The sequence below is a fragment of the Pseudophaeobacter sp. A-200-2 genome, from assembly GCF_041008815.1.
In the GTDB taxonomy this organism is placed as follows: Bacteria; Pseudomonadota; Alphaproteobacteria; order Rhodobacterales; family Rhodobacteraceae; genus Phycobacter; species Phycobacter gallaeciensis_A.
Map to the genome: position 1 here is coordinate 244,501 of NZ_JAXGFU010000008.1, position 21,564 is coordinate 266,064.

Genomic DNA, 21,564 nt, shown 5'->3' on the forward strand with positions numbered 1-21,564 from the left:
GGGGCCGGGGTGTTGCGACCCCGGCGGGCGCGGCACTTCGTGGATCTTCATATCGCTCAGGCACAACTGTTTCTCAGCAAAGGGCGGATTGGCCCGATCAAGCATGAGGAGTGCAGCATGGTCTTTGACCTCCTGCGGCGCAAGACACGGGCAGCCGAACCCCCGGTGCAGCAGAAAGCAAGCGCGGCGGCCCGCGTGGTGAACTGGCACGGGCTGGGCGGTGTCAACTGGAGCCCGCGCGACGCCGTCTCGCTGACCCGCAGCGGTTTTGCAGGCAATCCAGTGGGATTTCGCGCCGTCAAACTGATCGCCGAGGCGGCCGCCTCTTTGCCGCTGATCCTGCAGGATGCGACGCAACGCTATGACAACCATCCGCTGCTGACCCTGCTCGCACGGCCAAACCCGGCGCAATCCCGCTCGGACCTGATCGAGGCGCTGATTGGGTATATCCTGCTGTCTGGCAATGCCTACGTTGAGGCCGTAGCCGGGGAGGAGGGACTACCGGCGGAGCTGCACGTGCTGCGCCCAGACCGGATTAGCGTCGTTCCCGGGGGCGATGGCTGGCCGGTGGCCTATGACTATGCGGTGGGCGGGCGCAAGCACCGGTTTGCCGCCACTGGCACCCGCAGCCCGATCTGCCACATCCGCAGTTTCCACCCGCAGGACGACCACTACGGGCTTGCGCCGCTGCAGGCCGCCGCGACGGCTGTGGACGTTCACAACGCTGCCTCGCGCTGGTCCAAGGCGTTGCTGGATAATGCTGCCCGCCCATCCGGGGCGCTGGTCTGGTCCGGCAGCGATGGGCAGGGCATGATGCCCGAGGATCAGTTTCGCCGGTTAAGCGATGAAATTGAAACGAATTTCCAGGGTGCACGCAATGCTGGCCGCCCGATGGTTCTGGAAGGCGGCCTTGACTGGAAACCGATGGGGTTTTCGCCCTCGGACATGGAGTTCCAGAAAACCAAGGAAGCCGCTGCGCGGGAAATCGCCCTGGCATTCGGGGTGCCGCCGATGCTGCTGGGTCTGCCCGGCGATGCTGCCTACGCCAATTATCAAGAGGCAAACCGCGCGTTTTACCGGCTGACCGTGCTGCCGCTGGCGGGCCGTGTGGCAACGGCGCTTTCGGATTGGCTGTCGGGATTTACGGGTGAGGCGCTGGAGTTGAAACCAGACCTTGATCAGGTGACGGCCCTTGCGGCCGAGCGCGAGGCGCAGTGGCGCCGGATCTCCCGCGCCGATTTCCTGAGCCGGGATGAAAAACGCCGCCTGCTGGGCCTGCCGCCGCTGGCAGAGGGAGAGACGGATGTCTGAGATACCCTTGCCTCCGTTTGATTGTTCTCCGGGATTGCGGCTGTCTGCACATGAACGCGTCACCGAGATCCAGAACCAGGCGATGAACCGCAGGCTGGAGCGGATGGAGCAGATGATGGAACGGCTGGAAAAACGCCTGTGGCTGACTGTTTATGGCGTTGCCGCGGTGATCCTGGCGCAGGCGTTTCAATCCTTTCTGGTTGGTCTTTGATCACAAATTCAGAGTGTTGTCGGGAGTATTGCATGCAACCTGAAATGGAATTGGAACATAAGTTTGCCGCAGGCGGCGGCGGGCTTGCTCTTGCGGCGGATAATGTCGTGCGGGGCTACGCCAGCCTGTTTGGCGAAGTCGATCAGGGCGGCGATGTGGTGATGCCCGGGGCCTATGGTGCCTCGTTGCAGGCACTGGCCGCGCGGGACTGCAAGGTCAAGATGCTGTGGCAGCACGATCCTGCGCAGCCCATTGGGGTCTGGGACGAGGTACGCGAAGATGCGCGTGGCCTTTGGGTCAGCGGCCGGGTCCTGACCGATACCCGCCGCGGCGCCGAAGCGGTGTCCCTGATCACGGCCGGGGCCATTGACGGGCTGTCGATTGGCTATCGCACGGTCAGGGCGACCCGGCGGGCCGGGGGCGGACGGCAGCTAAGCGAGTTGGATCTCTGGGAGGTTTCGCTGGTGACCTTCCCGATGCTGGCGGCAGCCCGGGTGGCGGCAAAATCGCGGCGCTGCGCGGATGAGGCTCTGCGGACCCTTGCGGCGGAGCTGCGCGATGCCTGCGCGGATACCGAGGGGATCCAGGGCCCGCAATACCTTCACAACACAGGACAGGCAGATGAGCAATCACAACAGTCCGGCTGACACCGGAGAAACGGCGCCTCTGGCGCAGGAAGTCCGGCAGGCGGTTTCCGGCTTTGTCAAAGACTTCAGGGGGTTTCGGGGTGAAGTGCAGGAAAAACTGAAACAGGTGGACGCGCGAATGACAATTCTGGATCGAAAATCTCTGGTGGTGAACCGACCGCAACTGGCCGCAGGCGAGGATATCGGTGCCCCGCATCAAAAGGCCTTTGGCAGCTATCTGCGCTCGGGGGATGAGAGCGCGTTGCGCGGGCTGGATCTTGACGGTAAATCCCTGTCCACCGTGGTCAACAGCGATGGCGGCTACCTGGCGGATCCGCAAACGGCGGACACGGTGAAATCGGTGCTGCAATCGACAGCATCGATCCGGGCCGTGGCCTCGGTCGTGAATGTCGAGGCGACCTCGTTCGATGTGCTGATCGATCATACGGATGTGGAGGCAGGCTGGGCCAGTGAAACCGATCCCACTGTCGAAACCGGCACGCCCTCCATTGACCGGATCACCATCCCGCTGCATGAACTCAGCGCCTTGCCCAAGGCCTCGCAACGGTTGCTGGACGACAGCGCCTTTGACATCGAAGGCTGGCTGGCCGGGCGTATCGCCGACAAATTCGCCCGCTCCGAGGCGGCGGCCTTTCTGAGTGGTGACGGGATCGACAAACCCACCGGGATTCTGACCCATCCGGCGGTCGGCAATAGCAGCTGGAGCTGGGGCAGCCTTGGTTATGTGGCGACGGGCACCGATGGCAGCATCGGCACGGGCGATGCGATTGTCGATCTGGTCTATGCGCTGGGGGCGCGCTACCGGGCCAATGCGACCTTCGTGATGAATTCCAAGACCGCCGGGGTAATCCGCAAGCTGAAGGACGCTGACAGCCGTTTCCTGTGGTCCGACGGTCTGGCTGCGGGCGAACCGGCGCGGCTAATGGGCTATCCGGTGCTGGTGGCCGAGGACATGCCCGATGTGGCCTCGGACAGCTACGCGGTGGCCTTTGGCGATTTTGCGGCCGGCTACACAATTGCCGAACGGCCCGACCTCAGGGTACTGCGCGATCCCTTCAGCGCCAAACCGCATGTGCTGTTTTACGCAACCAAACGCATCGGCGGTGATGTCAGCGATTTTGCGGCCATCAAACTGATGAAATTCGGCCTGAGCTAACCGCCCGGGACCGATGACGGGACCGGCAGCCCGGACCCGTCGGCGGGCGCATGTCAGATACTCCCTGTCGTCCAGCTGCTCCCCCTCCGTCCGAGCGGCAGGGAGGATGTGCGCCCGCTGCAGCCGATGAGACAAAGCCATGAGGACGCCGGGAAGTGCGGAGAAATGTGATGATATTGACCGATGTGGCGCCGCTGCCGGACAGCGCCTTGCCGCTGGAGGCCTTTAAGGCGCACCTGCGACTGGGCACCGGGTTTCCCGAAGACAGCCTTCAGGATGGTGTTCTGAACGGGTTCTTGCGTGCGGCGCTCTCTGCCATCGAAGCGCGGACTGGCAAGATACTGATGACACGCAGCTTCACCTGGGAGCAGACGCGCTGGCGCAACGCAGAGGCTGAGATCCTGCCCGTCGCGCCGGTGACCTCGGTGACCGAGATTGTGATGCGGGATGCCGAGGGTGGCGAAATGATCGTGGACCCCGCACTCTACCGGCTGGAGCGCGATACCCATCATCCCAAACTCTGCCCGCAGCGCGGGTTCCTGCCCATCGTGGCCAAGGGCGGTGCGGTGCGGGTCAGTTTCGCGGCTGGGCTGGCGCCGGATTGGGGCGGCTTGCCTGCCGATCTGGCGCAGGCGGTGCTGATGCTGGCGGCGCATTACTACGAATACCGCGAGGATACCGGACTGCACGGCGGCTGCATGCCCTTTGGCGTCACCAGCCTGATCGAGCGTTATCGTCCCCTGCGCCTGTCCCTGGGGGCGGTGCAATGACCGCGGCGCCGCGCCGTCCGCATCTGTCCCGGCAGTTGGTGCTGGAGGACCCGCGGCGTCTGCCCGATGGCGCCGGTGGATATGTCGAAAGCTGGAGCGCGCTTGGCACCCTCTGGGCCGAGGTCACGGCGCTCAGCGGGCGCAACGCAGACCAGCAGGGCGGCAGCCTGTCGCTGCAACGCTATAGCATCACTGTCCGGGCCGCCCCCGTGGGGGCGACGGCGCGGCCGCGTCCTGATCAGCGGCTTCGCGAAGGTACCCGCCGGTTTCGCATAGACGCGGTGAGCGAAGCGGACCCCGGCGCGCGCTATCTGACCTGTTTCGCGGTAGAGGAGCTGGGCGCATGAGCTATGCTATTTCCGCCGCGCTGCAGGCCGCGGTCTATCAGCACCTCTTGGCGGATCCGGCTCTGAGTGCGCTCATCGGCAGTGATCTGTTCGACGCACTGCCGTCAGGTACCCTGCCACAGACCTACGTGGCTCTGGGGCCAGAGGAGGTCGAGGATCGCTCGGATGCTACAGGAGCCGGGGCGCGGCACCGGTTCACGGTCAGTGTGTTTTCTGACACCGCCGGATTTGCCCATGCAAAATCCGTCGCGGCGGCGGTTTGCGATGCGCTGATCGATGCGCCGCTGCTGCTCAGCCGGGGGCGACTGGTGGGCCTCTGGTTCGACCGCGCTGCGGCACAGCGGATCAGTGGCGGCGGGCGCAGCATCGTATTGCGGTTTTCCGCCCGCGTCGAAGACAGCTGACGCCACCCGGCAATCCCTTCAAACCAGACAAAATGGAGTGACCCCATGGGTGCACAGAATGGCAAGGATCTTTTGATCAAGGTGGATATGACCGGCGATGGGCAATTCGATTCCATCGCGGGACTGCGCGCCACCCGGATCAGTTTCAACGCCGAAAGCGTCGATGTGACCAGCCTCGAAAGCCAGGGCGGCTGGCGCGAGCTACTTTCTGGCGCCGGGGTGCGCTCGGCCAATATCTCGGGCTCTGGCGTGTTTCGCGATGCGGGCACGGATGAGCGGGCGCGGCAGCTGTTCTTTGACGGGGTCACCCCGGATTTTCAGGTGGTGATCCCCGATTTCGGGATCATCGAAGGCCCGTTTCAGGTGACCTCGCTGGATTATGCCGGTACCCACAATGGCGAGGCCACCTACGAGCTGGCGCTGGCCAGCGCCGGGATGCTCAGCTTTACTGCGGTGTGATCCATGGCAAATCCCTACAGTGGCGAGGTGGAAATCACCATCAACGGCGCGCCTTACGCGCTGAAGCTGACCCTTGGCGCCCTGGCCGGGCTGGAGCAGAGCCTTGCCAAAGGGAGCCTGGTGGATCTGGTGCAGCGGTTCGAGGCGGGGCGGTTCTCTGCCCGCGATATCCTCGCGCTGCTGGCGGCGGGTCTTGAGGGTGGCGGCCATTCGTTAAGCGCCGAGGAACTGGCCCAGGCGGATATCGCGACAGGTCCGGTGGGCGCGGCGCAGGTGGCGGCGCAACTGCTGGCGCGCAGTTTCTCCCTTCCCGGACCAGAGGCATGAGCAGCTTTGACTGGCCCGCGTTGATGCGTGTCGGCCTGGTTGGTCTGCGCCTCAGCCCAGATACCTTCTGGCGCCTGACCCCGGCCGAGTTGCGGTTGATGCTGACTCCTGCGGGCGCTGGCGGGGCGCTGGACCGTGCAGGGCTTGAAGATCTGATGGCCGCCTTTCCAGACACTCCGAGAGCAAAGGACCCTGACCATGGCGGAGAGTGAAATCGCCGAACTGGAACTGCGCAGCGAGGCATTAGGGGATGCGCTGGGGGATGCCGCCGACATGGCGGCCAGTTTCGACACGGAATTGCGCCGGGTGCGCCAGGCCTTTGCCGCGACGGGCAAGGATGTGCAAAGCCTTGAACGCGGCATGTCACGCGGGTTGCGCCGCGCCTTTGAAGGCCTGGTGTTTGATGGCAAGAGCCTGTCGGACGCGCTGGATACCGTTGCGCGCTCGATGATCCGAACCAGCTATAACGCCGCTATCCGCCCGGTCACCGATCACGTGGGCGGGCTGCTGGCCAGCGGTGTTGGCAATCTGGTCAGCGACATACTGCCCTTTGCCGATGGCGCAGCCTTTTCGCAGGGGCGGGTGATGCCCTTTGCCCGGGGCGGCGTGGTTAGCGGCGCCACGATGTTTCCCATGCGCGGCGGCACCGGGCTGATGGGCGAAGCGGGGCCAGAGGCGATCCTGCCGCTGCGCCGCACCGCCGACGGATCGCTTGGCGTCACCAGTTCCGGCAGCGGTGCAACGCAGGTGGTGATGAACATTGCCACCCCGGATGTGGCCGGGTTCCGCCGCAGCGAAGGGCAGATCGCCGCGCGCCTGTCCCGCGCCCTGTCGCGTGGCAACCGCAATCGCTGATCTGCGCGCGCCTGATCTACCCAACGACAGATCCCAAAAGGGGGTATTCCGATGAATTTCCACGATGTCCGATTTCCCGCCTCGCTCAGCTTCGGCTCGGTCGGCGGTCCGCAGCGGCGCACTGATATCGTCACGCTCGCCAATGGCCATGAGGAGCGTAACACCCCTTGGGCGCATTCGCGGCGCCGCTATGATGCCGGGCTTGGTCTGCGCTCGCTTGAGGATATCGAGGTTCTGATTGCCTTTTTCGAGGCCCGTCAGGGGCAGATGTACGGCTTTCGCTGGAAGGACTGGTCGGATTACAAATCGGCCCGCGCCAGCGCAGAGGTGGATTTCCGGGACGAGGTGATCGGCACCGGCGATGGGCAAACCACGCGCTTCCAACTGGTGAAGTTCTATCGCTCCGGCACCTCGGTCTACCATCGCCCGATTGCCAAACCGGTGGCGGGAACGGTGCGCGTGGGCGTGAAGCAGGAGGAATTGCGCGAGAGCGTCGATTACGAACTCGACACCGCGACGGGTGAAATCACGCTGGCCTATCCGCCCGAGGCCGGGCTGGAGGTCGTCGCCGGTTTTGAATTCGATGTGCCGGTGCGGTTTGACACCGATCAGATCCTGACCAGCGTCGCCTCCTTTCAGGCGGGCGATGTGCCGGATGTGCCGATTGTGGAGGTGCGGATCTGATGGCCGGGCCGTCGCAACCCTTTCTGGATCATCTCGCCACTGGGGTGACAACACTGTGCCGGGCCTGGGGGCTGACCTGCCGGGATGGCGAATTCTTTGGCTTTACCGACCACGACCGCGATCTGGCATTTGACGGGATGACGTTCAAGGCGGGCAGCGGGCTGACCGCACGAGCTTTGCAACAGGCGACGGGCCTGTCGGTGGACAATACCGAGGCGCTGGGGGCGCTGTCCGATACCACGCTGCGGGCCGAGGATATCGAGGCGGGACGGTTTGATGCGGCGGATGTGCGCTGCTGGCTGGTGAACTGGCAGGACCTGTCGCTGCGCTGGCTGCAGTTTCGCGGATCGATCGGAGAGCTGCGCCGCGCGGGCAGTGCCTTTGAGGCCGAGCTACGCGGGCTGAGCGAGGCACTGAACCGCCCGCTGGGCCGGGTCTATCAGAAACCCTGTACTGCGGTTCTGGGCGATGACACCTGCCGCTTCCATCTGGACTTGCCCGGCTATAGCGAGACCCGCTTGGTCGAGCGCAACGAGGAAGGCCGCCTGTTCTATTGGAAGGATCTGGCAGGCTTTGAACCCGATTGGTTTACCCGTGGGCGCCTGACGGTGCTGACGGGCACGGCTGAGGGGCTTTGGAGTGCGATCAAACAGGACCGCAGCGATGCCACGGGCCGCCTGATCGAACTGTGGGAGCCGTTGCGCGCGCCGGTGGCGCCCGGCGACCTGCTGCAGCTCGATGCGGGCTGTGACAAGCGGATGGAGACCTGCCGCCTCAAATTCAACAACCTCATCAACTTTCAGGGCTTTCCAGATATCCCCGGAGAGGACTGGGTGATGTCGGTGCCGCGCTCGACGGGCGCCAATACCGGCGGCAGCCGCCGATGACGGGCGGAAGGGTGACAGGCGCGGATATTGCCAAGACCGCCCGGGGGTGGATCGGTACGCCCTATGTGCATCAGGCCAGTTGCCGGGGTGCGGGCTGCGATTGCCTGGGGCTGATCCGGGGGATCTGGCGGGCACGCTGCGGGCAGGAACCGGCGCCGCTGCCGCCCTATACGATGGACTGGTCCGAACCGCAGGCCGAGGAACGCCTGTGGCAGGCGGCCCTGCGATACCTGCGGGAAAAACCGCTCTCCGCCAGTGAGGTCGGCGATGTACTGCTGTTTCGCATGCGCGCCGGGGCCGTGGCCAAACACCTTGGCGTTCAATCCGCAACGGGCGCGCCAGAGGTGCCACAGGGGCAGCCCCGTTTCATTCATGCCTATAGCGCGCGCGGCGTCGTTGAGAGCGCGCTGACCGGCCCCTGGCAGCGCCGTATCGTGGCGCGTTTTGCATTTCCCGATGAGGTGAGTTGATGGCGACCATTCTTCTTTCTGCGGCGGGCGCCGCAATCGGCGGGGCCGTGGGTGGCACGGTCGCGGGGCTGTCCTCGGTTGCGATTGGCCGGGCGGTGGGCGCGACGCTGGGGCGGGCCATTGACGAACGGTTGCTTGGCGCCGGGTCGGACCCGGTGGAAACCGGCAAGGTCAGCCAGTTCCGCCTGACCCAGGCCAGCGAAGGCCAACCCATCGCGCAGGTTCTGGGCCGCACCCGTATTGGCGGTCAGGTGATCTGGGCCTCTGACTTTCAGGAAAGTACCACCACCACGGGCGGCGGCAAGGGCGGGCCAAGGCAGCCCAGCGTCACGCGCTACAGCTATTCGGCCTCGCTGGCGATTGCCCTTTGCGAAGGGGAGATCGCCTCGGTGCCGCGGGTCTGGGCCGATGGAGAGGAAGTCTCGCCGCTGGATCTCAACATGACGGTCTATCGCGGCACCCCGGATCAAGCGCCCGATCCAGTGATGGAGGCCATCGAGGGCGTCGGCAAGGTACCTGCCTACCGCGGCACCGCCTATGTGGTGATGGAGAACATCGCGCTGGATGGCTTTGGCAACCGGGTCCCGCAGTTCTCGTTTGAGGTGATACGTGGCGCACAGCCTGGCGGTGCGGAATTCGCCCTTGATCCGGCGCAGTTGGTGCGGGGCGTGGCGCTGATGCCCGGGACGGGCGAATATGCGCTGGCCAGCAGCGCAGTGAACTACTCCGGTGGCCCCGGTGATATGCGCGCCGCCAATACCCATTCGCCGTCGGGACAGACAGACCTTTTGACCTCGCTTTCAGCGCTAGAGGAAGAACTCCCGGCTTGCGGGGCCGCCTCGCTGATCGTGTCCTGGTTTGGTGATGACCTGCGCTGCGGGGAGTGCCAGATCAAACCCAAGGTGGAGCAGAAACTGGCCGAGGGTGTCGGCATGCCCTGGCAGGTCTCAGGAGCGGATCGCAGCAGTGCCGAGGAGGTGCTGAAGGACGAAGCGGGTAACCCCCTTTATGGTGGCACCCCGGCCGATGGGGCGGTGGTGGAGGCGATCAAGGCGCTGAACGCCGCCGGGCAGCGGGTGATGTTCTACCCCTTCATCCTGATGGATCAGGCCGAAGGCAACGGTCTGCCGGATCCCTGGAGCGATAGCCCGGACCAGCCGCATCTGCCCTGGCGGGGCCGGATCACCCTGTCGGTGGCGCCGGGGCGTGAGGGCAGCCCGGATCAAAGCGCCGCTGCCGATGCCGAAGTCGCCGCCTTTATGGGGCAGGCCTCGGCCAGTGATTTTACCATTGGCAATGGCACGGTCACGTATAGTGGACCCGAGGACTGGGGGCTGAGGCGCTTCATTCTGCACAACGCCGCGCTTTGCGCCGCAGCGGGCGGGGTGGCGGCTTTTTGCATCAGTTCGGAAATGCGGGGGCTGACCCAGATCCGGGGCGTCAGCGGATTTCCGGCTGTGACGGCCCTGCGGGCGTTGGCCGCCGAGGTACGCCAGATCCTGGGGCCAGAGGTCAAGATCGGCTATGCGGCGGATTGGTCGGAATACTGGGGCTACCAAAGCCCGGAAGGCGACCGCTATTTCCACCTGGATCCTCTCTGGGCCGATGCGGAGGTGGATTTCATTGGGATCGACAATTACATGCCGCTGTCCGATTGGCGACAGGGCACGGACCATCTGGACGCCGAAGCCGGAGTGCCTGCGATCTATGATCTGGATTACCTACGTGGCAATATCGAGGGGGGCGAAGGCTATGACTGGTATTACCACTCGCCCGAGGCCGAAGGCGCCCAGATCCGCACCCCAATCACGGATGGCGCCCATCAGGAACCCTGGATCTGGCGCTACAAGGATCTGCGCAACTGGTGGGGCCATCCCCATCACGAACGGATCGGCGGCGTACGTCAGCCGCTGCCCACGGCGTGGGAGCCGCAAAGCAAACCGATCTGGTTCACGGAACTTGGCTGCGCGGCCATCGACCGGGGCACCAATCAGCCGAACAAGTTCCTTGATCCCAAAAGCTCGGAATCGAGACTGCCGAAGTATTCCAATGGCCAACGGGACGACCTGATGCAGCTGCAATACCTGCGCGCAATGCTGGGGTATTGGATTGATCCGGCCAACAACCCCATCTCGGCAGAATATGACGCGCCGATGCTGGATATGGATAACGCCTATGTCTGGGCCTGGGACGTGCGGCCCTTTCCGGCCTTTCCAGCGGCGAGCGAGGTCTGGAGCGACGGGGAGAACTACCTGCGGGGGCACTGGCTGAACGGACGTGTCGGCCAGCGCACGCTGTCGTCGACGGTGACTGAGATCTGCACCCGCTCCGGAGTGAGGGAGTCCGATGTCAGCACGCTTTACGGGATTGTGCATGGCTATAGCCTTGAGGGAACAGAGACTGCCCGCGCCGCGCTGCAACCACTGATGCTGCGCCATGGCTTTGATGTGATCGAACAGGATGGGCTCCTGCGCTTCCTGCCGCGCACGGGCACCGATGCGTGTCTGCTGGAGCCGCAGCATTTGGTCGACAGCTCCGAGGTGGAAGGAGACATCGCCCATCAGCGCGCCGCCGAGGCCGAGCTGACGGGCAGGGTACGGTTGCGCTATGCCGAATGGGGCGCCAATTACGATCTCGCCGCACAAGAGGCGGTTCTGCCCGATCAGGTGACCCATGCGGTAGGTCAACACGACCTGCCGATGGTTCTGACTGGGGCAGAGGCCCGCCAGATCGCCGAACGCTGGCTGATCGAGGCCCGCATCGCCCGCGACAGCGCGCGCTTTGTGCTGCCGCCTTCGCGGCTGGATATTGCGGTGGGGGATGTGATCGCCCTGCCGATTGCTGACCCCGGTGCTGAGGAGGAGACCTCGGGGCAGGGCAGTGAGAGCGCCGAGGAGACGCCCGCCCTTTACCGGGTGGATCGTATCGAAATGGCCGAGGCGCAGCTGGTAGAGGCGGTGCGGATCGATCCCGGCGTCTATCTCCCATCCCCCAGCGCCGAGGAGCTGCCCGGTGTAAATGAATTCGCAGCGCCCGTGCCGGTGCTGCCGCTGTTCATGGACCTGCCCTTGCTGACGGGCGAGGAAACCCCGCATGCGCCGCACCTTGCCATTACCGCCCAGCCCTGGCCAGGCAGTGTCGCGGTCTACGGCGCCCAGGCCGACGAAGGCTACACACTGGAAGAGGTGATCGCAGCCAGGTCGGTCGTCGGGATCACCCAGGCGCCCTTGCTGCGCGGGCCGGTCGGGCGCTGGGACCTGGGCGCCGATCTGCAGGTCAAGCTGATCTTCGGGCAGTTGCAAAGCCGCGATATGCTGGCGGTGCTGAATGGGGCCAATGCGGCTGCAATCGGCGATGGCAGCAATGGCAATTGGGAGATTTTCCAGTTCCGCAGTGCCGAACTGGTGGCCCCCGAGACCTATCTGCTGCGCGGGCGTTTGCGCGGCCAGCTGGGCAGCGATGGTCTGATGCCCGATATCTGGCCCGAAGGCTCATTCGTGGTGCTGCTGGATGATACCTTGGGCCAGCTCGACCTGCCGCTGGCGCAGCGGCGAAGGGCGCGTCACTACCGGATCGGTCCGGCGCGGCGGGGCTATGACGACCCAAGCTATGTGCACCGGATCGAGGCCTTTGACGGCAACGGCCTGCGCCCCTATGCGCCGGTGTATCTGCGCCTAGAGGGCGCGCTGGGCGGGGCGATACAGGTCAGCTGGATCCGCCGCACCCGGATCGAGGGCGACAGCTGGGACCTGCCGGAGGTGCCGCTGGGCGAGGCGCGTGAGGAATATCTGCTGCGCGTCCTGCGCGGGCCCGTGGTTCTGCGGGAAGTAACCCTATCAGCGCCGGGCTGGAGTTACTCGGTAGCGATGCAGGTGGCGGATGGGGCATTGCCCGGGGACCGGGTTGAGGTGGCGCAGGTTTCTGACCGGTTCGGCGCCGGGCTTGCTGCCGGGGCGGCGCTAACATGAGGCGGCCCGTCTTGCCGGGTGATATCTCCTCCGCCGCCCGCGCGCTGTTGCATGTCCCCGAGGCAAAGCGCGCCCGCCTTTGTGCCTGCCTGTTTGCGGGTGCCGCGCGGGCTTGTGCCCATATGGAGCAGGGCATGGGGCTGCACCCCAGATGGGGCGATGGCACGCTCAGCGCGGCAGCACGGCTGTTTCCGCTGGCGGATGAGCCACCGCTCGATGATGCCGAATACCTTGCTTGCACGATCCGGGTCCTGCGCGCCGTGCATGGGCGAATAGGGAAAGCCTGTGCGCCACGCATGGGACGTCTGCCCCGCGATTCATTCATAATGAAAATACTTCTCTTCACAAATTTGCGTTTGGCCAAACTTGCGTTAGATACGTAGTCTGATGTGAGAAAAGGATGCCTCACCATGATCAAGACACGCAAAGCCGTTACTCCGCTGGACCCTGTCTGGGACCGCATCGCAACCGAAGCGCAGGAGGCCGTTGATAAACAGCCCCTGATGGGCGGTCTGATTCACGCCTGCATCCTGCACCATCCAACCATCGAAAAGGCGCTCTCTTATCGCGTGGCGGCCAAGCTGTGCTCGAACGAGATGTCGATGGTGATTCTGCGCGAGATCGTCGATGCAGCCTATGCCTCCGACCCGTCGCTGATTGCAGCGGCGCGCGCTGATCTGATGGCGGTCTATGAACGCGATCCGGCCTGCCACCGGCTTTTGCAGCCGATCCTGTACTTCAAGGGCTACCAAGCCGTGCAGGCCTATCGGGTCGGGCACTGGTTGTGGAAACAGGGCGATTACGATCTGGCCTATTTCTTCCAGATGCGGATTTCGGAGATCTTCGGCGTCGACATTCACCCGGCTGCAAAGATCGGCCAAGGCATCATGATCGACCACGCCCACTCCATCGTGATCGGTGAAACCGCCGTCGTCGGCGACAACGTGTCGATGCTGCATTCGGTGACCCTGGGCGGAACCGGCAAGGAAGAAGAGGACCGTCACCCCAAGATCGAGGATGGCGTGCTGATCGGTGCCGGAGCCAAGGTGCTCGGCAATATCCGCATCGGCCACTGCAGCCGCATTGCTGCCGGTTCTGTCGTTCTGAACGATGTCCCCCCGTGCAAGACTGTGGCAGGCGTCCCGGCCAAGATCGTGGGCGAGGCTGGTTGCGATCAGCCTTCGGTCAGCATGAACCAGGTTCTGGCCAGCGGCGAGTAATTCAGGCTCCGTAAGGGGCACGGAGCGGGGCGCCTTCCAAATGGAAGCCGCCCCGTTTTTGTTCTTATGGTCTGCAAGGCCCGGCGTTTCGGCAGGGTATTTCCTCCGCCTGCTTGTCAGGACCGTTTGGTGCAGAGGTGATTTGCCGTTAGCCTTTCGTCCGGTGTTGCTGGTCTGGGAGGTAACAACATGACAGCGTTTATTATCGGGCAGATGCAAATCCACAGCCGCGACTGGATGGAGGAGTATTTTGCCAAAATCCCCAAAGTGGTTGAGGCGCATAGCGGCGAGTTTCTGGTCCGGGGGGGGCGAGCCGGAGATGATGGAAGGCAGCGACCCGCTGCCCGATGCGGCTTTCATCCTTGAGTTTCCCGACCGTGCCCATGCGCAAAGGTTCTGGAATTCGGATGAGTTTCAAAGGCTTGCGATCCTGCGTCGATCCGGATCAACGCTGAATGCCATTCTGGTCGACAAGCTAGCCTAGGCTGTTTTGGGCGCCAGCACCGGGCTGGAGGATGCAAAAGGGCCGGACGTTTCCGCCCGACCCTTGTTTGGTGTGATAGGAACAGCTGCCTGGATCAGGCCAGCATGACCATCGGGTTTTCCAGGTTCTCGACGATGGCGGCCAGGAGGTTCGCCCCAAGCGCGCCATCGATAACGCGGTGATCGACGGACATGGTGACGCTCATCACCGTTGCGACCTTCAGCTCGCCATCGGCACCGACAACCGGTTTTTTCACGCCAGAGCCAACCGCGAGGATGCCTGCATGGGGCGGGTTCACGATGGCGTCGAAATTGTCGATGCCGAACATGCCGAGGTTGGAGATCGCAAAGGAGCCACCCTGGTATTCATGCGGCGCCAGTTTACGGTCGCGGGCGCGGGTGGCCAGGTCCTTCATCTCGGTCGACAGGCTGGAGAGCGACTTCATGTCGGCGTCTTGCAGCACAGGCGTGAACAGACCACCTTCGATGGCGACGGCAACCGCCACGTCCGAGGCTTTCATCTGCAGAACCCGGTCACCGGCCCAGACGGCGTTCGCCTCGGGAACCGATTGCAGCGCCAAGGCCACCGCCTTGATGATGAAGTCGTTGACCGACAGCTTCACGCCGCGTCCTTCCAGCTGCTTGTTCAGCTCACCGCGGAATTTCAGCAGGGCGTCCAGCTGGATATCCCGGCGCAGGTAGAAATGCGGGATGGTCTGTTTCGCTTCGCTGAGGCGCGCGGCGATGGTCTTGCGCATACCGTCGAGCTTGACCTCTTCGTAATTGCGACCTTCGTACATTTTGGCGACGGCATCCGCAGAAGGACCAGCAGGCGCGGCAGCAGCAGCCGGAGCGGCGGTTGCGGGGGCAGCGGCAGGCTGGGCCTCGGCCTTTGGTGCTGCTGTAGCGCCTTCGACGTCGGCTTTGACGATGCGACCGCGCGGGCCGGAGCCGCTGATCGCAGCCAGATCCAGCCCTTTGTCTGCCGCAATGCGCCGCGCCAGAGGCGAAGCAAAGATCCGGCTGCCGTCGGCGGCGGCAGGCGCAGCCGGGGCAGGGGAAGCGGGCGCCGTCGTGGGGGCCGGGGCTTCCTTGGGGCCGCCATTATCGTTTCCAACGCCGGTTTCTGGCGCGGAAACTTCCGGCTTCGCGGCAGGCGCTGCGTCCACGTCATCAGCGCTTTCACCATCGGCGAGCAGAACGGCGATGGCGGTATTGACCTTCACCCCTTCGCTGCCTTCAGGCACCAGGATTTTGCCGATGACGCCTTCGTCGACGGCTTCGAATTCCATCGTGGCCTTGTCGGTTTCAATCTCGGCCAGAAGATCGCCAGAGGCGACGGTGTCGCCTTCCTTGACCAGCCATTTCGCCAGCGTGCCTTCCTCCATGGTGGGAGAGAGGGCGGGCATCAGGATTTCTGTGGGCATCGCTGTCTCTCCTTACCGGTAGGTCACTTGTTTCACGGCGGCGATCACCTCATCCGTAGTGACCAGCGCGTGTTTTTCGAGGTTCGCGGCATAGGGCATCGGCACGTCCTTGCCGGTGCAGGTCACGATGGGCGCATCAAGGTAATCAAAGGCCTGCTGCATCACTTCGGAGGCGATGTAGCTGCCGACCGAACCCTGCGGCCAGCCTTCTTCGACGGTGACAAGGCGGTTGGTCTTCATTACCGATTTGATCACCGTGGGCAGGTCCATCGGACGCAGGGTGCGCAGGTCGATCACCTCGGCATTGATGCCCTCTTCGGCCAGCTTGTCCGCCGCTTCGAGCGCGTATTGCATGCCGATCCCGAAGGAGACGATGGTGACATCGTCGCCGGTCCGCCAGATGCGCGCCTTGCCAAAGGGAACGGTGTAATCATCCATGTCCGGCACATCGAAGGAGCGGCCATAGAGGATCTCGTTCTCAAGGAAGATCACCGGGTTGGGATCACGGATCGCGGATTTCAGCAGGCCCTTCGCATCAGAGGCGGAGTAGGGCATGGCGACCTTCAGGCCCGGGATCTGCATGTACCAGGCGGCATAGTCCTGGCTGTGCTGGGCGCCCACGCGGGCGGCGGCGCCGTTGGGGCCGCGGAACACGATGGGGCAGCCCATCTGACCGCCGGACATATAGAGCGTCTTGGCGGCCGAGTTGATGATCTGGTCGATCGCCTGCATGGCAAAGTTGAAGGTCATGAATTCGACGATCGGCTTCAGCCCGCCAAAGGCCGACCCCACGGCGATCCCGGCAAAGCCGTGTTCGGTGATCGGCGTGTCGATGACGCGCTTGGCGCCGAATTCATCCAGCAGACCCTGCGAAATCTTGTAAGCGCCCTGGTATTCGGCGACTTCCTCACCCATCAGGTAGACTTCTTCGGTGCCGCGCATTTCCTCGGCCATGGCATCGCGCAGCGCCTCGCGCACGGTCTGCTGCTTAAGCGTGGTCCCTTCCGGCCAATCCGGTGTTTCGTCCACCTGCGGGGCCTCTTGGGGTGCGGCAGCAGCGGCGGCCGGAGCGGGCGCCGAAGGTGCCTCTGTGGTCGGCGCTTCCACCTTGGCAGCAGGTGCGGCATCGGCGATGTCATCGGCGCTTTCGCCCTCGGCCAGCAGCACGGCGATGGCGGTGTTGACCTTCACACCTTCGCTGCCTTCGGCGATCAGGATCTTGCCGATCACGCCTTCGTCGACGGCTTCGAATTCCATCGTCGCCTTGTCGGTTTCGATCTCGGCGAGGATATCGCCGGAATTCACGGTATCGCCTTCCTTGACCAGCCATTTGGCCAGCGTGCCTTCCTCCATGGTCGGCGACAGGGCGGGCATCAGAATTTCAGTTGCCATAGTCTTGATCTCTCCCTCAGGCGCTCTTCTGCGGAATTTCGTCGGCGTAGATATCGGTCCACAGCTCATCCAGGGCGGGCTCAGGGCTTTCCTTGGAGAAATCGGCAGACTTGTTGACGATGTCCTTGATCTCTTTGTCGATCGCCTTGAGATCGTCTTCGCTGGCGTGCTTGCCGGTCAGCAGCATTTCGCGGACCTGTTCGATCGGGTCGCGTTCGCTGCGCATCTTCTGGACTTCCTCGCGGGTCCGGTACTTGGCCGGGTCCGACATCGAGTGGCCGCGATAACGATAGGTCTTCACCTCAAGGATATAGGGACCTTTACCCGCGCGGCAGTGGGCCACGGCGCGCTCGCCTGCGTCCTTGACCGTTAGCACGTTCATGCCATCCACTGCTTCGCCGGGAATGCCAAAGGCCTCGCCGCGGGTGAACAGTTCGGGCGTGGAGGTCGACCGGGCCTGGGCGGTGCCCATGGCGTATTGGTTGTTCTCGATGACAAAGACCACCGGGAGCTGCCACAGCGCGGCCATGTTGAAGGTCTCGTAGATCTGACCCTGGTTGGCGGCGCCATCCCCGAAATAGGCAAAGGTCACGCGGCCGTTGTCCTTGTATTTGTCGGCAAAGGCCAGCCCGGCGCCCAGCGGCACCTGCGCGCCGACGATGCCGTGGCCACCATAGAAATGCTTCTCTTTCGAGAACATGTGCATGGAGCCGCCCTTGCCCTTGGAATAGCCGCCTTCGCGACCGGTCAGTTCGGCCATGACGCCATCCGGGTCCATCCCACAGGCCAACATATGGCCGTGGTCGCGGTAGGATGTGATGCGCTTGTCGCCTTCCTCCGCGGCGGCCTCCAGACCGACCACGACGGCTTCCTGGCCGATGTAGAGGTGACAGAAGCCCCCGATCAGACCCATGCCATAAAGCTGACCGGCCTTTTCCTCGAATCGGCGGATCAGAAGCATTTCGCGATAGTGGCGGGTCAGGTCTTCGGCGGAAACATTTGGTTTCTTGGTGCTTTTCCTAGCAGCCATGATGGCGGACTCCCCTCAAAGCCAGATAGTTTAGTGTTAAACTAATCCATATTCGATTTTGCTGTGACTGGCGAGTGCTTTTATGACGCGGGGTCACAACAATGCATAAAAATCCCATATTCCGGGCGGTCATATCTTCGTGACAGTGTAAGTAATTGACCACATACCTCAAAACAGTGAATGTGGATACATGGCACAGGCTTTCTCTTATCTCAGAATTTCTTCAGAAAAACAAACACGTGGCGGTGGTATCGCACGTCAAATCGAAGCGTCGGCACGGTACGCTGCTGAACACGGTTATGAATTAGTCGAGACATTACAAGATGTTGGCGTATCCGCATACCACGGCAAGAACGCCATCGAAGGCGCGTTAGGTACATTCTTGGAGGCCATCGACAGCGGGGCAGTGGAACCGGGCAGCGTCTTGATTGTGGAGAGCTTGGACAGGCTGTCACGACAAGACCCGATGGCTGCTTTCACCCAATTTTCTCAGATCATCAGTAAAGGTATCTCGATTGTCACACTCGTTGACAATCAAGTGTACTCGCCTGAAACGGTGAAAACAGACGTAAGCAAGCTGTTCTTGTCGTTGGGATCGATGATGCGGGCGCATGACGAGTCGCGGACAAAGAGCTTGCGGCAGACGTCAGCATGGAAGCAGAAGAGGGCTAGCGGTAAGGTCATGACAGAACTTGCCCCGGCGTGGCTGACTGTTGTGGATGGTCAATTTGTAGTCAAAGAGGGCGCGGCGGAACTGATCAATGAAATTTTCCAAAAATGTATCAACGGCATGGGATTTTCGCGGATCACAAAGACGTTCAACAGCGATCATGACCGCTTCCCGCCTTTCGCTGGTGACAAATGGACACCGTCATACGTTGGCAAGATACTAAAGACGCGCCATGTGCTGGGAGAACTGCAACCGTATAGCGGGGTAGGGAAGGACCGTGCGCCAGTTGGTGAGCCGATCAAAGGATATTACCCGCAAATCGTCACCGAAGATGTGTATCTTTTGGCACAAGCGGCGTTGGCAGGCAGGAAGAACAGCGGCGGGCGCAAAGGAGCAAGCTATACAAACTTATTCAGTGGCTTGATTAAATGCGGTAAATGTGGCGCTGCAATGATCTATCGGGCGCGTGGCAATGGCGCAAAAGGACGTGATCATTTGCGGTGCAATAACAGCTACAAAGGCAACGGCTGCGACGGGACAGGCTGGCTTTATCACGAATTTGAAGACGTATTTTATGAATTTGTGAAAGAAATATCATTTTTGGAAGTGTTTAAAGGTGGCGATGTTGAAAGCAAAAAGACACTACTTTCAAAAAATGCAGTTGTGTTGAATGAAAAGATTGCAGAAACAGAACGCCAGATTTTAGCGATCATCGACCGAATGACCGTGGCCGAACTAAGCGAAACGTTGATTTCGGCAATGGCAAAAAAAGAAAAAGAACTTCAACTTGAACTTAAAGACCTTCGCAAAAAGGCCAAAGACAACGAAGACGAACTGAGTGGATTGAAGGCCGAAAACGTTCAAGCGGCGCAAAAAGACTTTATTGAAAAATATGAGCAAGTAACAGACAAGCAAGAGTTGGCAGAAGTTCGCTTTCATATGGCGAGTATATTGAGAAATACCATGTCAAAAATTGAATGTTTCAACGGGTTCAAAGTATATCCATGGGAAACTGACCAGTTGTCGCCTGCGTTTCGGGCTGCGGCGGCTGAAAAGGGTAATAAGACAGACCGCGAACTTGAAACCTTTTTGGATAAATGGACCGGTCAGTTGCTCTATGATAAAAGTGAAAGATACTTCGTTGTCACTTTCAAGAACGGAGTCCAAAGGACTGCCTTCCCCTTCGAAGAGGCAACATACTTAAATGTATCCGAACGAATGGCTGCAATGATGAAAAAAGGGCGTAACTGCCCTACCACCCTCACGACTATGGGGTCTTCTAACGCCTCCTGAGTCAATACATAATTTTGTACCCGGTAATGAAGCACAATAGATAAGTGAAATAATAATAGAGAGGCCGGTGGCTGAGGGTTTTAAAAATTGATTTTTTAAGATTGGCGTAGCCATTTTTGGGATGTAATCCCGAAAATTTACTTATGTAGTGTGGATATTTGTTGACTGCTCCTTTAGTGGCGGCTATTATACGTCAGTTGGAGGAAATTACATATACGTAATTGAAGTAAAGGCTTGAGGTGGGCTACCAACCCTCAGGTCGGGCACGCGCCTCTGCAATTGTCATCAGTGAAATCACGAAATTTGTCCAGCGCCCTTTATTTCATGGGTTGCCTTGATTTTCACGATAGCAATACTCACCAGCCGCAACCCAAGAATACGCCTGACCTTGTGGCTATACTTAAATCATAAATTTTAGAACGAAAGGAATATGATATCAATAATTGACTATTTTCTCACCGGATCTTCGCCACTACAACCCGAATGGTCGTCTGAATATTCAAAAAGTGAAATTAGAAATTCATACCACCGATTTGATTTCAACCTCTTTCCAGAGGATGACGAAGGGTTAGCTGATCGGTTGCACGATGAAATTCTCCATGATGCCTTTGCTATTCGAAACCAAAATCGCCCACCGTCAAGGGCGCGCACCAAAAAGATGACACCCAAGTTTTCAAAAAAGATTTTTGACCTTTGCTTGCTAATGATTGGAAATGGGTTTCACGCAATGGACAAGGAACAAGTGATCAGTGTCAATATAACTGGTCGCAAGGAAGTGGCGCGACTGACCAAGTTTCATAGGGATGACATTAAGGCGGCGATAGAAGCAGCTGAAAAACATGGCTACTTTGAGGTTCTTATCGGTGGAAGTGAGCACTATGAAGGGGAGTTCATCCGTACTGCAACAAGGATGATTCCATTGAACAAATTCCATAACTTGCGAAAGCAGGTTGGGGTATTAAGAGAGGATGTATCCAGAAAAGAAACAGTGAAGCTTCGCGCGACTAAGAAGGAAACCGTATGCAAAAACGGAAAATGGATAACAAAAAAGATAAAGAGTGACTTGAAGATAACAGAAGATTGCTCCGTCTTGAAGGGACGCCTCATCGCGATAAACAACTTCAACAACAAATTTGTTTTGAAGGGTAATAACGTGAATGAAAACGGTATCATTAATGTCCCTGGTACGAAACGGAAGGTGTCGGTCAACCTGAACAGCTATACTGCCATACATACAAATGACCTGGCGCATGGTGGACGTTTATTTGCTATGTCGGGTGTCCAGTCGTTGCCAAAATCTGAACGCGCACAGCTGCGCTGGGATGGGTTCTCCGACGCAGTGGTTGAGTTGGACTTTAGCGGGATGCACCCTTCCTTTCTGGCCGCTTTAGAAGGTGAACAAATGACCAGGTATGCCTACGATGTAGGTGACGTGACCTGCCCCCCGAGGCTCCCTTATTCATAACGAGAGTCTGCGGGTCTGGTTTTCATATTCTCCGTCGTCTGATTGGGCAAGCGCGCCGGGCGCGGAGCCCTCAAATTGCTCAAGCGTC

23 protein-coding genes and 1 pseudogene are annotated in these 21,564 nt (G+C 61.0%); 21 read left to right on the forward strand and 3 right to left on the reverse strand.

From position 1 onward, the window contains the following. Positions 1 to 117: 117 nt before the first annotated feature. From SM766_RS14000 to SM766_RS14085, 19 genes and pseudogenes are all read left to right on the forward strand, one after another. Entirely contained in the window at positions 118 to 1,311 is a 1,194-nt protein-coding gene (locus SM766_RS14000) for a phage portal protein (RefSeq protein WP_368948156.1), read from the forward strand. Next, positions 1,304 to 1,522, forward strand: coding sequence for a GTA head formation protein, RCAP_rcc01685 family (locus tag SM766_RS14005; protein WP_065270415.1), 219 nt, complete (start codon positions 1,304 to 1,306; stop codon positions 1,520 to 1,522). The genes SM766_RS14000 and SM766_RS14005 overlap by 8 nt, the downstream gene beginning before the upstream one ends. 32 nt (positions 1,523 to 1,554) lie before the next feature. Then, the gene (locus SM766_RS14010) at positions 1,555 to 2,169 is read left to right on the forward strand and encodes an HK97 family phage prohead protease (protein ID WP_368948157.1); all 615 of its coding nucleotides are present in this window, start codon (positions 1,555 to 1,557) and stop codon (positions 2,167 to 2,169) included. Beyond that, the gene (locus SM766_RS14015) at positions 2,144 to 3,325 is read left to right on the forward strand and encodes a phage major capsid protein (protein WP_368948158.1); all 1,182 of its coding nucleotides are present in this window, start codon (positions 2,144 to 2,146) and stop codon (positions 3,323 to 3,325) included. The genes SM766_RS14010 and SM766_RS14015 overlap by 26 nt, the downstream gene beginning before the upstream one ends. A 170-nt stretch (positions 3,326 to 3,495) precedes the next feature. After that, positions 3,496 to 4,095 carry a head-tail connector protein gene (locus tag SM766_RS14020; RefSeq protein WP_368948159.1) on the forward strand — a complete coding sequence of 200 codons (600 nt, stop codon included), beginning with the start codon at positions 3,496 to 3,498 and terminating at the stop codon, positions 4,093 to 4,095. Next, positions 4,092 to 4,442, forward strand: a complete 351-nt coding sequence (locus SM766_RS14025; protein ID WP_368948160.1) for a head-tail adaptor protein — start codon at positions 4,092 to 4,094, stop codon at positions 4,440 to 4,442. Before SM766_RS14020 ends, SM766_RS14025 begins: the two co-directional genes overlap by 4 nt. Then, a complete protein-coding gene (locus tag SM766_RS14030) occupies positions 4,439 to 4,846 on the forward strand; it encodes a DUF3168 domain-containing protein (RefSeq protein ID WP_368948162.1) in 408 nt (135 codons plus the stop codon). Before SM766_RS14025 ends, SM766_RS14030 begins: the two co-directional genes overlap by 4 nt. A gap of 45 nt (positions 4,847 to 4,891) precedes the next feature. Continuing rightward, entirely contained in the window at positions 4,892 to 5,305 is a 414-nt protein-coding gene (locus tag SM766_RS14035) for a phage major tail protein, TP901-1 family (RefSeq protein WP_368948163.1), read from the forward strand. 3 nt (positions 5,306 to 5,308) lie between these two features. Then, complete coding sequence (locus SM766_RS14040; protein ID WP_368948164.1) at positions 5,309 to 5,632, forward strand: gene transfer agent family protein; 324 nt, start codon at positions 5,309 to 5,311, stop codon at positions 5,630 to 5,632. Next, positions 5,629 to 5,844, forward strand: coding sequence for a rcc01693 family protein (locus SM766_RS14045; RefSeq protein ID WP_274834274.1), 216 nt, complete (start codon positions 5,629 to 5,631; stop codon positions 5,842 to 5,844). The genes SM766_RS14040 and SM766_RS14045 overlap by 4 nt, the downstream gene beginning before the upstream one ends. Further along, positions 5,831 to 6,487 (forward strand): phage tail tape measure protein, encoded by a 657-nt coding sequence (locus tag SM766_RS14050; RefSeq protein ID WP_368948165.1) that lies wholly within the window; start codon positions 5,831 to 5,833, stop codon positions 6,485 to 6,487. The genes SM766_RS14045 and SM766_RS14050 overlap by 14 nt, the downstream gene beginning before the upstream one ends. Positions 6,488 to 6,538: 51 nt before the next feature. After that, complete coding sequence (locus SM766_RS14055) at positions 6,539 to 7,171, forward strand: phage distal tail protein, Rcc01695 family (protein WP_368948166.1); 633 nt, start codon at positions 6,539 to 6,541, stop codon at positions 7,169 to 7,171. Further along, positions 7,171 to 8,058 carry a DUF2163 domain-containing protein gene (locus SM766_RS14060; RefSeq protein WP_368948167.1) on the forward strand — a complete coding sequence of 296 codons (888 nt, stop codon included), beginning with the start codon at positions 7,171 to 7,173 and terminating at the stop codon, positions 8,056 to 8,058. The genes SM766_RS14055 and SM766_RS14060 overlap by 1 nt, the downstream gene beginning before the upstream one ends. Then, positions 8,055 to 8,528, forward strand: coding sequence for an NlpC/P60 family protein (locus tag SM766_RS14065; protein WP_368948168.1), 474 nt, complete (start codon positions 8,055 to 8,057; stop codon positions 8,526 to 8,528). Before SM766_RS14060 ends, SM766_RS14065 begins: the two co-directional genes overlap by 4 nt. Then, positions 8,528 to 12,496, forward strand: a complete 3,969-nt coding sequence (locus SM766_RS14070) for a baseplate multidomain protein megatron (RefSeq protein ID WP_368948169.1) — start codon at positions 8,528 to 8,530, stop codon at positions 12,494 to 12,496. Before SM766_RS14065 ends, SM766_RS14070 begins: the two co-directional genes overlap by 1 nt. Continuing rightward, entirely contained in the window at positions 12,493 to 12,879 is a 387-nt protein-coding gene (locus SM766_RS20860; protein ID WP_490363361.1) for a DUF7742 family protein, read from the forward strand. The genes SM766_RS14070 and SM766_RS20860 overlap by 4 nt, the downstream gene beginning before the upstream one ends. Before the next feature lie 27 nt (positions 12,880 to 12,906). Further along, positions 12,907 to 13,716, forward strand: coding sequence for a serine O-acetyltransferase (gene cysE, locus SM766_RS14075; protein ID WP_065270400.1), 810 nt, complete (start codon positions 12,907 to 12,909; stop codon positions 13,714 to 13,716). A gap of 189 nt (positions 13,717 to 13,905) precedes the next feature. Beyond that, positions 13,906 to 13,968: pseudogene (locus tag SM766_RS14080) on the forward strand (hypothetical protein); the annotation flags it as partial. After that, entirely contained in the window at positions 13,967 to 14,200 is a 234-nt protein-coding gene (locus tag SM766_RS14085) for a DUF1330 domain-containing protein (RefSeq protein WP_368948170.1), read from the forward strand. The pseudogene SM766_RS14080 and the gene SM766_RS14085, both read left to right, overlap by 2 nt. Positions 14,201 to 14,294: 94 nt before the next feature. Here SM766_RS14085 and SM766_RS14090 read toward each other — a convergent pair whose 3' ends face one another. The 3 genes from SM766_RS14090 to pdhA are packed head-to-tail and all read right to left on the reverse strand — an operon-like array spanning position 14,295 to position 18,048. Beyond that, positions 14,295 to 15,626 (reverse strand): pyruvate dehydrogenase complex dihydrolipoamide acetyltransferase, encoded by a 1,332-nt coding sequence (locus SM766_RS14090; protein ID WP_368948172.1) that lies wholly within the window; start codon positions 15,624 to 15,626, stop codon positions 14,295 to 14,297. Positions 15,627 to 15,638: 12 nt separating this feature from the next. After that, on the reverse strand, positions 15,639 to 17,018 hold the full coding sequence (locus SM766_RS14095) for a pyruvate dehydrogenase complex E1 component subunit beta (protein ID WP_368948174.1): 1,380 nt from the start codon (positions 17,016 to 17,018) through the stop codon (positions 15,639 to 15,641). A 16-nt stretch (positions 17,019 to 17,034) separates the two neighbouring features. Next, the gene (gene pdhA / locus SM766_RS14100) at positions 17,035 to 18,048 is read right to left on the reverse strand and encodes a pyruvate dehydrogenase (acetyl-transferring) E1 component subunit alpha (protein ID WP_274834260.1); all 1,014 of its coding nucleotides are present in this window, start codon (positions 18,046 to 18,048) and stop codon (positions 17,035 to 17,037) included. Between the two features lie 190 nt (positions 18,049 to 18,238). Between pdhA and SM766_RS14105 the strand changes: the two genes are divergently transcribed. Both SM766_RS14105 and SM766_RS14110 read left to right on the forward strand, forming a co-directional pair. Next, positions 18,239 to 20,011, forward strand: coding sequence for a recombinase family protein (locus SM766_RS14105; RefSeq protein ID WP_368948175.1), 1,773 nt, complete (start codon positions 18,239 to 18,241; stop codon positions 20,009 to 20,011). 430 nt (positions 20,012 to 20,441) lie between these two features. After that, positions 20,442 to 21,476: a hypothetical protein gene (locus SM766_RS14110; protein WP_368948176.1), complete on the forward strand. Its 1,035-nt coding sequence runs from the start codon at positions 20,442 to 20,444 to the stop codon at positions 21,474 to 21,476. The last annotated feature ends 88 nt before the right edge of the window (positions 21,477 to 21,564 follow it).